We start from the raw sequence: 13,316 nt of genomic DNA, 5'->3' as shown, positions 1-13,316 counted from the left end.
GGCTGATTTGACATAAGCTAATCTTGAGACTCATAGAAAATATAACAGAACATTTGAGTTTCTTTTCAGAATATGTTAGGATGCTAAAAATATAGATAAGGAGGGGTTTCCATGAGAAAGGTTACATTAATGGATGTTTACACCCATCCAGTTGCTCAAAAATATTTAAATCGTTCAGGAAAAGCCCATGCGATTGCTTGTGCTTATCACGCATTCAAGCTGGCGATGAAGGCTGGAATTAATCCAGATCTGGCTGTGAAAGCAGCGCTCCTACATGACATTGGCCATTATGAATGGTATACAGCCGGCGGAGAATGGGATTACGAGACATATAGACGAAATGATATTCATGCCATTAAAGGTGCAGAGCGGGCACATAAACTACTCATACGGCTCGGCGAGGAACCAAAAGCAGCCAAGGATATTGCTCTTGCCATTCTGCTTCATACAGACTCATATTTGCCAGAGGGTGACCTTCATAAGGACACACTCCAACAAATTGTGAAGAAAGCAGATGAAATGGATGAAGAGCCAGGCGGGCACCATCATTACAGACAAATAGATGAATCACTCGCAATGAAAAAAATTGCCGATTTGGATCAGAAAGTGCAGCAGGCACTTCAGCCCATGAAACGCTCTGTTTAATATGGAATGTCACCATGAATCGTTCCGTGCTGATCGACATACATTGTGCGAATAACGGTACGGTTAAACGCAGATGTCCCTGACGTAGTGAGTCCAGTGTATTGTACCGTGACGGAATAGGCACCTTCTTTTTTCAATTGAATAGCTGATGAACTACTTGTTTTCACTGGATGATCCTTTTGTGCGTCTTTAAAGTAATTGGTTTCCACTGACTTGCTTAACCGTTTAATCAGACCGCTTGAATGGGTCGATGCACCCCCTGACTTCGAAGCAGCTTCTTTAATTTCTTCATTTAATGGTGAATCAAAAGATACAAGCAGCAAATAAGGAGCCATTTTTCCAGAGTTCGATTGAATCGTCCATTTTCCAGGAACGGGTTTATTGATTTTCACATGGTGTGAATATGCGCCTTCATATGGGAAAGAAGCTTCCGATGTCTTAAGATTTGTTAAGACGTCTCCATTTGGGGCTATGATTTCGGGCTGCGTCTCCTGCCTTTCATTTAACCACTGGATCGATAAGCCATTCGTTCCTTCCTCTACATAGAACACTTCTGTTTTATCCTTTTCACTTTCTCCACCTTTCACATAAACATCTGTATTGAGCTCAGCAGAGACGGGCTCTTGTTCCTCTTTATGTTTATTTTCAGCGCTCGAGGCATTTGCCAGCAACTGATGCTGGAACACAGGAAACATACTTGTGCCGTTTTTGATTGAATAGTGATCCCATTTTCCAGTTAAGATATTGTTTGCATATGATAATTTTGTGCTGTTTACCGTGACGGCACCATCATTTGTACCAAAGCTCTTTAAATACATGCCGCCTAAATACAGCGCACCGCCAAATGTACCCCATTCTGAACCAGAGTAGGTGACATATTTATTGGGGAACGCCTCTAGCTGATCGGTTTCACTTCGAAAAGCTGCCATCAGACCAGTTTGCAAAGAATAAAGCGCTTCGCTTTTTTGTCCAAGAATTTGCGCGAGCCAGCCCCCACCCTTGCTATATGCTAGATCCGCAAGCGGTGTCCCGTTATGAGGAGAGCCAAGCGTAATGACCTTTTCCACATAGGGATGGGCTTTGAAATACACCAAGGCGGACTGTGTATCGATCCCTCCTTTACTATGACCAATCACAATGAGTTTTCTACCAAATGCGTCATAGATTTCTTTGAGCTTTTCCGCTAATAGTTTGCCGTTCTTTTTCATGTCCTGATCTGGGTGCAAATCTATGAATGCGCTTTCGTATCCATTCTGAACAGCCTGCTTTGCCATATCGTTTCGATTGGACCAAGTGGAGGAGGAGCTGTTAATACCATGAACAAAAACAAGTGGTGGTTTTGACCCGTCTTTTTGAATGGGCTCTTCTCCTTTATACCACTTTCCTGGCGTCCCTGGGGGATCTCCAATTGTCCCTGCATACACATAACTTGCAGAGGATAGAAAGAGCATGACAGCAACAATACAAATGAGTTTTTTCAAGACAATTCACCTCTTCAAATGATTTAAATTGTTGGCAGCACCAATCTATTATACTTCTAAAAAATGTAAAAACGTACCAATTGTTAAAATATGGTATTAATGTTGTGTGGTTGCCATGAGTGACATTCACATGGGTTCATGCATACGCTGTGGGTAAATACACAAGTAAAGGGGCGGGTAGTATGGCACAACAAGGAAGTCCGCAGCTTGTTTCATTAGTTGATCCATATGTTTATCAAACATTGCAGAAAGTGGTCGGTATGAGATTAATTGTGCAAACAGTGAAAGATACGGTCCGTGGGAAATTGAAGGAAGTCATGCCGGATCATATTGTGATAGAAGCGGGGGCAAAATCAGTTTTTTATGTGCGGATCCAGCAAATCGTGTCGGTGATGCCTGATCACAGTGAAAGAGTGTAACAAGCAGACGCATAGGTGTCTGCTTTTTTTCATGCTTATAGAATGTATATCTGGGGAAAGTGCATGATATACCAATTGTTCTTTTTTTTTCAAAAAATGAGGTTCTAAAAACAAGAAGCAGTTGACAGAAGGTGGGTTGAATAGTAGTTTTTTAATAAGATCAATACGTAACAGGAGGAGCATCTTTGTTAAAATCTAAAGTTCATTTTTGGACATTCCAAATATTACTTGTTTTACTCATTGTGTATGTATCAACAAAGGTTTCGTTTTTATTTCAGCCGATTATTTTATTTGCATCAACGCTGTTTGTCCCCATCTTGCTGGCGGGTATTCTGTTTTTCATCTTTAATCCAATTGTTCGATTTTTGTCCAAGAAAATCCCTAGAACTCTCGCTATCCTGATCATTTATCTCCTGTTCATTGGACTCATCACGTTTATCGTCAATGCTGCTGGGCCGGTGATTATTTCGCAGGTCGGTGGACTTGTCAAAAGCTTCCCTGGTTATGTAACGGACATGCAGAAATTTATCAATGACTTTTCGCATTCTAAAACATTTACTTGGATGATGAGCCAAGATTATGTGTCTGTCTCAAAATTTGAACAGACGGTCGTTTCGACATTAAAGGCATTACCGGAAAACATTGCTTCAAGTATGTCTGCGGTGTTTGGTGTGATTGCGAATATTGCCTTAGCCGTCATCACCGTTCCATTTATTTTATTTTATATGCTGAAAGACGGGCATAAGTTTCCAGACAAGCTCGTTCAGTTTTTACCAATGCCTTACCGCAAGGAAGGGCTGAAAATCTTCAAAGAATTAAACGACACGCTCGCAGCTTACATACAGGGGCAGATTATTGTCTGTTTGTTTGTTGGAGTCGCTTGTTTTATTGGATACTTATTAATTGGTGTGAAATATGCGCTTATTCTCGGTATTATCATTGCGGTGACAAATGTGATTCCATACCTTGGACCATATCTTGGCGCGGCACCTGCTGTACTGATTGCCTTTCTTGATTCGCCTGGAAAAGCAGTAGTGACAGTGATTGTCATTCTTGTTGTGCAGCAAATTGACGGAAATGTCATTTCTCCATTGATCATTGGAAAACGTCTGAACACACATCCTTTGACCATTATCCTGTTATTAATTGGGGCAGGAAGCTTTGGCGGCATCCTTGGCATGATTTTTGCAGTGCCTGTCTATGCGCTGCTCAAAGCGATCACCCTGAATATTGTCAGATTGGTTCAGCTGCGTCAGCGCTCTCGCAAAGAGCAGCACTTAAACGTCTAGGGCAGATGCACAACGCTCCCCTTTTTGCATAAGATGATTGTCATAAGCAGATAGGGGGAGATTCTGATGCCTGCAATCGTTGGACCTATTCATATCGAGTCATTAGGAGGCAATGGTGCAGCTACTTTCGGTGATGTACTGGCCATTGCCCCATTAGCTGTAGACCACTCGACTGGCGGGGCAGGAGCCTTTAATTCAGGTGATTATATGTCTCTTACAAGTGATCCGAATGCGACGATGCTTTGGGATTTCACATTGTTTGGCCAGCCTCAATCATTTAATGCATAGAAAGACAGCTGATGCTCACATATCAGCTGTCTTTTTTTATTTGAGATACACGTATTATTGAGCTAGGCATATGATGTGGATAGAAAAGGTGGTGGAGCAATGCCAGCGATTGTTGGACCTATTCATATAGATCGTGTGTACGGAAATGGGGCGGCACATTTCGGTGATGTTTTTGCCATTTCGCCAAAAAGTGTAGATCACTCCGCCGGTGGTTCAGGTACCTATAATGCAGGGGACCTCGTCCAATTTTTTAGCAGTCCAAACGTCACATTTGTTTGGGATTCAAATCTTATTAGTCAGCAGAAGAGTTTCAATGCGTAGCCATCTTTGAAAGGGAATTCCTTTTCTGAAGCTGTCTTTTTTTATGGTACAATGGATATGGAAGTAAGAAGGAAAAAGAGGTGTGAACAGAGCCAAATGAAAATTAGAAAAGCACACATCACAAGCGGACAACCAAAGACCTACAATGTATATTTACATGAAAATAAAAAAGAATATAAAACGCTTGTTGCCGTACCTGATATTGAATGGAGTATCTCCATTGCGTACGAGGATGAAAAAGAGCAGCTAATCCATACGCTCGAGCATTCCTTAATGGAAAGAGCAGAAACAGACGAAGCCCGTGAACTTGCACTAAAGATTGTGCACTGGGTCACAGAAATGTAAATATAAAACCAGGAGTGAAAACAGCGATGAAAGAAGAATCCGTAGACTTTTATTTGCAGCAAGGGATATTTGGACATGCTGAAACAAAACCCGATGAACGAAGAATGTTTCTCGGTTCATTAAGAGAACGAGCGCTTCTTGCCCTGACAAAGGGACAGGTATCACGAAATAAACCGTATCAAGAGGTCGAACAAGTATTAAAGGCCAACCGCCAGTCCACTGTTCTTTTAAATGGTGAGTTGTCCTATGCTTCTTATTCTCAGTATGTGAAAATGGCTAATGCCGCGGGATGTTCCTTTAAAGTGGTGAATCATCATGAGGCACATTCTCCTTTTGGTCTTGTGATAGAGCTGCCGAATGCGGTCAATCAAGAGCACATCTATATAGAAGATGAGCTGTTTCAAAAGGCTTTTTCTCAAGAATCTGTTGAATAGGTTTCCCTAGTGAAATGAATAAGCTATAATGAGTCAAAAGAGCATATGGGAGAGATGCGGATGGGCAAAGCATTGATTTGTTTTGATTATACAGTTGATTTTGTTGCAGACGATGGAAAATTGACATGCGGAAAGCCTGGACAGGCGATTGAGCCTAAGATCACAGAGATCACTTCTTCGTTTATTGATGAAGGGCACTTTGTCGTCTTTGCAGTCGATCATCATGAGGAGCAAGACCCTTATCATCCAGAGACAAAGTTATTTCCGCCCCATAATATTCGCGGGACGAAGGGAATTGAACTTTATGGCAAACTAAGTTCACTATTTCACACGTCAAAGCATTTAAAACATGTCTACTATATGGAAAAAACAAGATACTCTGCTTTTGCAGGCACTCAATTAGAAATGAAACTGCGCGAGCGTGGCATCACTGAACTTCATTTAGCCGGCGTATGTACCGATATTTGTGTACTTCATACTGCTGTTGATGCGTACAATAAAGGCTTCGAACTTGTGATTCACGAGAATGCTGTAGCGAGTTTTAATGAAGCGGGGCACGAGTGGGCACTTTCTCACTTTGAGCAGTCGCTTGGTGCGAAAGTGGTTAAGTAAGGGAAGGAGAATGGAAGTTGGAGCATCGGTTTATTGACGACAGTTTATCACTACATACAGACCTTTATCAAATTAACATGGCAGAAACGTATTGGAGAGACGGCATTCATGAGAAGAAGGCAGTTTTTGAACTCTTCTTCAGAAAGCTTCCATTTGACAATGGCTTCGCTGTATTTGCTGGTTTAGAGAAAGCGATTGAATATTTATCGGATTTCTCCTTCACCGAAAGTGATCTAGCGTATTTAAAAGACGAACTCGGTTATAAAAGCGATTTCATTGATTATTTAAGCGGGTTATCCTTTACAGGCTCCCTTCATTCTATGCGAGAAGGCGAAATTGTTTTTGCCAATGAGCCAATTATGCGCATTGAGGCAACGCTTGTCGAAGCCCAGCTAATTGAAACCGCCTTGTTAAATATTGTAAACTTCCAGACGCTGATAGCGACAAAGGCAGCTCGGATTAAAGGAATCATTGAAGACGAGACAGCACTAGAATTTGGGACAAGACGTGCACATGAAATGGATGCTGCAATGTGGGGAGCAAGAGCGGCACTTATCGGCGGCTTTCAGGCGACAAGTAATGTTCGTGCTGGGAAGCGCTTCAACATCCCAGTGTCAGGAACACATGCTCACGCACTTGTGCAAGCATATCGCGATGAATATACGGCATTTAAAAAATATGCTGAAACCCATACAGACTGTGTCTTTTTAGTCGATACGTATGATACCGTGAGATCCGGTATTCCGAATGCCATTAAGGTAGCGAAAGAATTCGGAGACAAGATCAACTTTATTGGTGTCAGACTAGATAGTGGTGACCTTGCCTACTTGTCTAAAAAAGCTAGAACGATGCTGGATGAAGCTGGATTCCATGACGCAAAAATCATTGCATCAAGTGATCTTGATGAACATACCATCATGAATTTAAAAGCACAGGGTGCCAAAATTGATGTGTGGGGTGTTGGGACAAAACTGATCACAGCATTTGATCAGCCAGCTCTCGGTGCAGTGTATAAGCTTGTGTCGATTGAAGAGAATGGTCAGATGAATGACACCATCAAAATTTCATCCAACCCAGAGAAAGTGACAACACCAGGACGTAAACGTGTGTACCGCATTATCAATCAATTGAATCATCACTCAGAGGGTGACTACATTGCGCTCGAAGACGAAGATGTTCATAGTGAGGATAAGCTAAAAATGTTCCACCCAGTGCATACATTTATCAGCAAGTTTGTCACAAACTTTGTGGCGAAGGATCTACATGTCCCGATTTTCGAACAAGGAAAACTTGTATATGACAATCCGGATATTCAAACGATTCAAGCCTATGTGCAGGACAGCCTCGGACTTTTCTGGGAGGAATATAAACGAATCAGCAAACCAGAAGAATATCCAGTCGATTTGAGTCAAAAATGCTGGGATAACAAGATGCAGTTTATTCATGACGTGAAAAATAAAATTAAACTAGAGCTTTATGAAAGCTAACGTTGAAGAAAGGAGATCATCAAGTCAGGTGATCTCTTTTTTTTATTTTTTGACCGATTCAAAATGAACCATAAGCACAATCATTTGGTATACTGAAAGCACATCTTGTTTGTCATGGCATAAAGGAGGATTGGAGCAGTTGAGGGTGTTTGTTGCGAGACAGCCTATTTTTAACAGAAAAGAACAAGTCGTATCATACGAGCTGCTTTATAGAGATAGTGAAACCAATACATATAGCGCTGAAGATGGTGACCAAGCGACAACGGACCTCATTATTAACAGTTTTTTAAATATCGGCATCGAAACATTGACAGAAGGCAAAAGATGCTACATTAATTTCACCGAAAGCTTACTTTCGTCTGATCTGCTCACCTATTTTGATCCGCATCAGCTTGTGATCGAGATATTAGAAAATGTCCCGATTACCCCAGCACTTATTATGAGATGTAAGGAATTAAAAAAATGGGGATATACGATTGCACTTGATGACTTTTTTCTAAGCGGATCACATTTCAGTGACAAGTTGCTTGAGGAACTCCTCTATTGCATTGATATTTTAAAAATCGACTTTCTAAAGACCACATCGGAAGAACGTAGAAAAATTCTACACACCTATAAAAAATATCGACTTCGTTTCCTTGCAGAAAAGGTGGAAACGCGAAGAGAATATGAAGAAGCGCTAGAAGCCGGCTTCCATTTGTTTCAAGGGTATTTCTTTAGTGAGCCGCATGTGATATCAGGACGAGCATTATCGACCAGCTTCCATGCGTATCACCAGCTATTAAATGAGCTGAGCAAGGAACAACCGAATATCCAGGTCGTTACCCATTTTATTGAAAGTGACCTTTCGCTATCATACCAATTATTAAAAATGCTCAATTCAGGCGGCATGAGACGCCTATATCAAATCAAAAGTATCCGGCAGGCGATTATTCTGCTTGGTTTTAATGAAATTAGGCGTTGGATCTTTATTCTTTCATTTAAAGAATTGAATGTTCAAGCCAATTCAAGTCAAAAAGAAATTATTAAAATGTCCTTCATTCGGGCGAAAACATGTGAACTGATTGCGAGTCGTACCGAACGAGAGCACCCAGCCTCTTATATGCTGACAGGTATGTTTTCTCTCATTGATACACTTGTCAGGGCAGATATTACAGAACTTGTAAAAGAGCTGCCACTTTCTGATGAAGTGGGCGAGGCACTGCTTGGTTATGAAAATGATTATTCATTTGTGCTAGATGTCGCCAAACGGATTGAACGAAATGAATGGGATCATGAGATGTTAGATGGGAATCTCCCGAAACAAGAAGCCTACGGATGTTATATAGAAGCCATTGAATGGTGTCATAAAATGTTTGAATCGTAAAAGCCGCCCACGCTGAGAGCGGCTTTTTTTGTTATGCCCACTGTAAAAGAAGAAAAAGTCTGCTAGAGGCAAGAGACAAGTAGATCCGAATGCCTTCTGGACTAAAGCGGATGTCGATCCCACTTTTCACACCGATTTGTTTCAGCATTCTGATGACACTTGTCGAATCAGAGCGCTCAGCAGCCTCCATTATCCGTTGTGCAAACGAAAGGGAGCTGGAAATCTGCTGTGTAATAAGTGAAGCATCAGCAACAAGTCGGGCGGATTCCTTTGCGGCTCGCTGAAATGAGTGGGCATCTACTGGAGGAAAAGTCATAGGTGTGCGCGAATGTGCACGGCTCATTGCGGGACCCTGCAAAGCAGGATAAGGAACATAGTAAAACACTTCGTCACCTCTTCTCTCATTGACGTGAAATTGGACGGATATCTGTTCTAAATGTATGTAGAAAATCAGAATAAAGAATCAAAATGATCTTTCTATCTGTATAAATCCAACATAAAAATAGGTACTTTTGCGGTCAATTTCGGTGAATGTCGTCAAAAAATTGCGGTGTCCACAATAGGGTCTGTCGTCTGACCTATAAGACTCAAAACCGAGGTTACAGGAGGGATCGTATGTTCTGTTGTGAGAGAAGCGTGACGAATGATGCCTATTCTTGTCGCAAAAATGACGCAGTTCCTTTGAAATTGAGATAAAAGTATGATTTGAAAAGTCAGAAAATGATGAAAAAAGACCTATTGAATTTTGCGGTATCACGCACACATTTTGTGCATACTTTTCGGTGAAAAAATACTCAATTACATTTACACTGTTATTAACAGATCAAATACTTATGACCCAATCACCATACACAAATACATTGATCTTCCAAAAAAGGAGAGTGGAATCGATGGAAAAGTATGAAATCGAAGAACTTAAACAATTATTATGGAAACTTGAAAACGAAATTAGAGAAACAACGGCTTCTCTTCATAACATTAACAAAAGCATTGATCAGTACGACAAATATGAATATGTGAAAATTTCTTAAAGACTTGATCATCATCAAGTCTTTTTTTTATCCAAATACATACAAAAAAAGGATATATTATTATATAATTGTTAAATAGTGATGTCAGTGGACATTTGCTCATGTCTTTTTAGTAAAATAAAAGGCGGAAGGGTGAGGGACAAGACCGAGTATGCTAAACTATCTAGAGAATACAAAAATCAAGCAGAATATGTCTGATTTTATTCAACATGCAGTCAGGCAGAAGGATTTACAAAAGCTGCTTCTAGAATTTACTGATATAAAGAATGAATTTCCCTTTGGGCAATTAGCTTACAAGCATTATGAGGCATTTGGCGGGCAAGACAAGCAAGCGATTACACAATTGGCAGCAGGGATTGAACTTCTCATCTTATCAGCCGATATATTAGATGATATTGAAGATCAGGATAAAGATTCGTATCCTTGGATGAGGTGTCAGAGCGGAGTTGCGATGAATGCGGCAAATGTTCTTTTTGCATTGAGCTTTGGAGTCTTTTCGAAGCTTGATCATGCAACGGAGCTTATAAACAGTGTATATTCCTATTCCATTCAGTCAATGCAAGGACAGCATTTGGATATGACAGTGGAGCCGGAAAATGAGCAGGATTGTTTAAATATCATGAGATTAAAGGCAGGATCACTGTTTGTGTTACCCTGTATGTTAGGGGTTATCTTGGCAACAGGTTCTTTTGAAAAGAAGGTAGAAGAATATGCTTATTACCTAGGAATGGCGGAACAGCTTGAAAATGACTATCTAGGTCTTTTTAATAAAGATAATATTGACTTTAAAAGAATGCAAACATTACCGCTAGTTTATTTGAAAAATGAGTTTAATCCATCTAGTTCAGACTTGCTCAGTTATTTTCAATCAAAGGATAAGAGCGTCGGCTCTGAAGAATTAAAGGATAAATTAAAGAAATCAGGTGCTCAACAATATGTATTTATTATGAGAAACCTTCTCAGAAATAAGTGTAAAGAAGCGTTCAAGAAACTACATTTAGAGGCTTCAAAAAAGAAAAAACTGATACTCTTTTTAATTGGAGATGGAGAAGATGAAAATTCAGGAATTGGTTAGTTATTTAGTGGAGAATCCTTCAACATTAAATCAAATCGTTAATGGGAACGCATCATTGCTTCACGTTGATCAAGAAACTGCAAGTATAATTGTTGACGGATTCCAGAAAGAAGACGTTATTAAAGCAATCATATGGTCAACTGCTTGAGTAGATAAATATTATGAGAAAGTTATATTCTAAGTTAACAGTTATATTAGTAATCCTTAGCTTCATCTATGTGATTTACATCTCTTATATCAACGTATTTAATATTTTTGTTGGAGCAGCTGTTAAAGAAAATAGTCATGGTCAACTTGAGGTAGTGGATGTCGATAATTTTACAGATAGCTATCTAGCTGGAGTTAGGAAAGGCGATATCATACTTGAAGTAAATGGGAATAAAAAACCAGTTGAAGAAGTTAAAAGAGGTTTTTTAGCTAATGTTAAAAGTTTAGTCGTTGATAGACATGGTGATAAAATTGATTTAGAGAATGTAAGGTTATTGAGTCAAGCGAATCTGTTTATTTATCTAATACCAGTCATTCTTTATTCCATCTGTCTATTTTGTATATTTATGATTTTAAAAATGAATAAAGTAAACCAAAAAAAATCAGCTTATATTTTAGCTTTATTTCTTTTGGCGGTGTCTATAGGTTATGTAAGTTCTGGTGGTTCTGGAAAAGGAGAGGCTATCAGTCGTATTCTTGTAATCGTTACAATGAATAGTGTACCTCCACTATATATGCACTTTATGTATCAATATTTAAAAGAATTAGGAACAGAAATTATTCGTCGTCGAGTTCTTTTTTATTTGTATCTAGTTCCAGTTACTAACGTTTTATTAGTTTTATTCTATAAAAATAAAGCAGGACCAGTAGATCTATTAGCATATGTCAATTTACTTTCATTTTTTGTTCTGGCTTTCCTTTCGATTATTATCACTATAAGGGCTGCTAAAAAATTGAAAGACAATGAAGTCAGCAATGTACTTCGAGCATTTGCACTCATTTTAATCTCATCATTCAGTCCATTCATGCTATTTTTTATCATTCCTTATTTTTTTGGTATATATTTTATTTCACCTTATGTTGTTGCATCGTTTGTTCTTTTAATTCCTTTTTTCCTAGTCTATCAATTTATGTCAAATAAGCTGTATAATGTTGATTTCTTTATGGGGAGGATTAAATACTACGGTTTTTTAGCGATTACACCAACAATACTAGTGGTTGTTGTTTTTGATTTTCTTCAAAAACCGAATGCAAATTTCTATACAGTGAAATTTACAATCATCACGTACATTCTTATGCTCACCGTTTTCTACTTTAAAGAAATTATCGATTTCCGCTTTCGTTTGAAGCGTTTTTCAGAGAAGCATAATTATCAGGATAGTGTATTTAAATTTACACAGCTCATTCGTGAGGCGTCATCACTGCATCAAGTATTGTATCATTTAAAATACACCATCTTAGAAGTACTTGTTGTGAACAAAGCCTTTGTGCTTGAAGTGAAGGCAGATGGACAAATTGTTGAAATTGATGAATCAATAGAAGAAAGCCAGCTATGGAAAGATTATGTGGATCAATTTCAAGATATTTTAGGTGAAGTTGGTAAAATCATCGCGCTTGATAAAGGGTTTATGATGAAAATTGGTGAGCGGGGCGGTCACTCTTTTGTGATTTGCTGTTTATCTAATTTACGGACACCTAAGCTGACCCGAGATGAAATCTCATGGCTAAAAACATTGGCGTTTTACACAAGTGTCAGTTTAGAAAACGTCGTCAAGATCGAAGAACTGATGGAGCATCTTGAGGATTTGAAGCAGCGTGAAGCGAACCCTGCTTGGTTGAAAAAAGTGATGTTTGCGATGGAAGAAAAACAGCGCTCCGATTTAGCGAGGGATCTTCATGATTCCGTGTTGCAGGATTTGATATCGCTAAAAAGACAGTCAGAGATGTTTTTAACGAATTTCCAAAACGATCAATGTCCAACCTCTATTGAACAATCGCTTATTTCTTGGAATGAACAAATGTCTAAAGTGATTCAAACGACGAGAGAAACATGTCATGAACTTCGGCCACAGCTGCTGTACGATTTAGGTTTAGTGAAGGCGATATCGAAGCTGACTTCTCAAATTCAGGAGGAAGCACCATTTCATATTCGGCTGAATACGACACGCTTTGATAAGGAGCTGGACATTGATATTGACTCCCAGCTTAATATTTATCGGATTGTTCAGGAGCTGTTATCCAATGCCTTGAAACATTCTCAAGCCAGCCAAGTGCTCGTGATGCTGATTTGTATTAAAGATCAGGTTGTTCTTCACTATGAGGATGATGGAGTTGGTTTTGATGCAAGGCACCTTGATCAGCACACGATGAGCATGGGTCTCTCTGGAATCAGAGAACGAGTCAAGGCGTTAAATGGGAAGCTTCACATTCATACAGCACCAGAAAAAGGGCTGAAGGTGAAAATTGAAATGGAATTGTAACGTTTTATTAAGGAATAAGACTTGGCATCTGCCAAGTCTTTTATATAAAATGGAA

16 protein-coding genes are annotated in these 13,316 nt (G+C 39.4%); 14 read left to right on the top strand and 2 right to left on the bottom strand.

Annotated features, from left to right (window positions below; translation table 11 throughout):
* Positions 1-111 precede the first annotated feature (111 nt).
* A complete protein-coding gene (locus tag NKR21_RS16375; protein ID WP_003212819.1) occupies positions 112-645 on the top strand; it encodes an HD domain-containing protein in 534 nt (177 codons plus the stop codon).
* On the opposite strand, the gene NKR21_RS16370 is transcribed toward NKR21_RS16375, so the two are convergent.
* Positions 642-2,126 carry an esterase/lipase family protein gene (locus NKR21_RS16370; RefSeq protein ID WP_144456375.1) on the bottom strand — a complete coding sequence of 495 codons (1,485 nt, stop codon included), beginning with the start codon at positions 2,124-2,126 and terminating at the stop codon, positions 642-644. The two genes, NKR21_RS16375 and NKR21_RS16370, sit on opposite strands and share 4 nt — an antisense overlap.
* Before the next feature lie 182 nt (positions 2,127-2,308).
* On the opposite strand from NKR21_RS16370, the gene NKR21_RS16365 reads away from it, so the two are divergent.
* The 9 genes from NKR21_RS16365 to NKR21_RS16325 all read left to right on the top strand — a co-directional run bounded on the left by NKR21_RS16365 (position 2,309) and on the right by NKR21_RS16325 (position 8,687).
* On the top strand, positions 2,309-2,545 hold the full coding sequence (locus NKR21_RS16365) for a YuzF family protein (protein ID WP_003213721.1): 237 nt from the start codon (positions 2,309-2,311) through the stop codon (positions 2,543-2,545).
* 185 nt (positions 2,546-2,730) lie between these two features.
* Positions 2,731-3,834, top strand: coding sequence for an AI-2E family transporter (locus NKR21_RS16360; protein ID WP_012011116.1), 1,104 nt, complete (start codon positions 2,731-2,733; stop codon positions 3,832-3,834).
* Between the two features lie 66 nt (positions 3,835-3,900).
* Entirely contained in the window at positions 3,901-4,122 is a 222-nt protein-coding gene (locus NKR21_RS16355) for a spore germination protein (protein WP_003213446.1), read from the top strand.
* A gap of 99 nt (positions 4,123-4,221) precedes the next feature.
* Complete coding sequence (locus tag NKR21_RS16350; RefSeq protein ID WP_012011115.1) at positions 4,222-4,443, top strand: spore germination protein; 222 nt, start codon at positions 4,222-4,224, stop codon at positions 4,441-4,443.
* A 96-nt stretch (positions 4,444-4,539) separates the two neighbouring features.
* Positions 4,540-4,788, top strand: a complete 249-nt coding sequence (locus NKR21_RS16345; RefSeq protein ID WP_041815892.1) for a YueH family protein — start codon at positions 4,540-4,542, stop codon at positions 4,786-4,788.
* 26 nt (positions 4,789-4,814) lie between these two features.
* Positions 4,815-5,222, top strand: a complete 408-nt coding sequence (locus NKR21_RS16340) for a YueI family protein (RefSeq protein ID WP_012011113.1) — start codon at positions 4,815-4,817, stop codon at positions 5,220-5,222.
* Positions 5,223-5,282: 60 nt separating this feature from the next.
* Positions 5,283-5,834: a cysteine hydrolase family protein gene (locus NKR21_RS16335; RefSeq protein WP_144456373.1), complete on the top strand. Its 552-nt coding sequence runs from the start codon at positions 5,283-5,285 to the stop codon at positions 5,832-5,834.
* A gap of 17 nt (positions 5,835-5,851) precedes the next feature.
* Entirely contained in the window at positions 5,852-7,321 is a 1,470-nt protein-coding gene (locus NKR21_RS16330; protein WP_088000858.1) for a nicotinate phosphoribosyltransferase, read from the top strand.
* Between the two features lie 139 nt (positions 7,322-7,460).
* A complete protein-coding gene (locus NKR21_RS16325; protein WP_012011110.1) occupies positions 7,461-8,687 on the top strand; it encodes an EAL and HDOD domain-containing protein in 1,227 nt (408 codons plus the stop codon).
* Between the two features lie 31 nt (positions 8,688-8,718).
* On the opposite strand, the gene NKR21_RS16320 is transcribed toward NKR21_RS16325, so the two are convergent.
* Positions 8,719-9,072: a YuzC family spore coat inner layer protein gene (locus NKR21_RS16320; RefSeq protein ID WP_012011109.1), complete on the bottom strand. Its 354-nt coding sequence runs from the start codon at positions 9,070-9,072 to the stop codon at positions 8,719-8,721.
* A 505-nt stretch (positions 9,073-9,577) separates the two neighbouring features.
* On the opposite strand from NKR21_RS16320, the gene degQ reads away from it, so the two are divergent.
* The 4 genes from degQ to NKR21_RS16300 all read left to right on the top strand — a co-directional run bounded on the left by degQ (position 9,578) and on the right by NKR21_RS16300 (position 13,261).
* Positions 9,578-9,718 carry a degradation enzyme regulation protein DegQ gene (gene degQ / locus NKR21_RS16315; protein WP_003213123.1) on the top strand — a complete coding sequence of 47 codons (141 nt, stop codon included), beginning with the start codon at positions 9,578-9,580 and terminating at the stop codon, positions 9,716-9,718.
* 151 nt (positions 9,719-9,869) lie between these two features.
* The gene (locus tag NKR21_RS16310) at positions 9,870-10,793 is read left to right on the top strand and encodes a polyprenyl synthetase family protein (protein WP_012011108.1); all 924 of its coding nucleotides are present in this window, start codon (positions 9,870-9,872) and stop codon (positions 10,791-10,793) included.
* Complete coding sequence (gene comX, locus NKR21_RS16305; protein ID WP_012011107.1) at positions 10,771-10,941, top strand: competence pheromone ComX; 171 nt, start codon at positions 10,771-10,773, stop codon at positions 10,939-10,941. The genes NKR21_RS16310 and comX overlap by 23 nt, the downstream gene beginning before the upstream one ends.
* Before the next feature lie 13 nt (positions 10,942-10,954).
* Positions 10,955-13,261 (top strand): sensor histidine kinase, encoded by a 2,307-nt coding sequence (locus NKR21_RS16300; RefSeq protein WP_012011106.1) that lies wholly within the window; start codon positions 10,955-10,957, stop codon positions 13,259-13,261.
* Positions 13,262-13,316 lie beyond the last annotated feature (55 nt).

It is taken from the genome of Bacillus sp. 1735sda2 (assembly GCF_024159245.1).
Taxonomy (GTDB): Bacteria; Bacillota; Bacilli; order Bacillales; family Bacillaceae; genus Bacillus; species Bacillus pumilus_O.
Note: the sequence above shows the minus strand (reverse complement) of the source record. Positions and strands in the feature narration are given on the sequence as shown.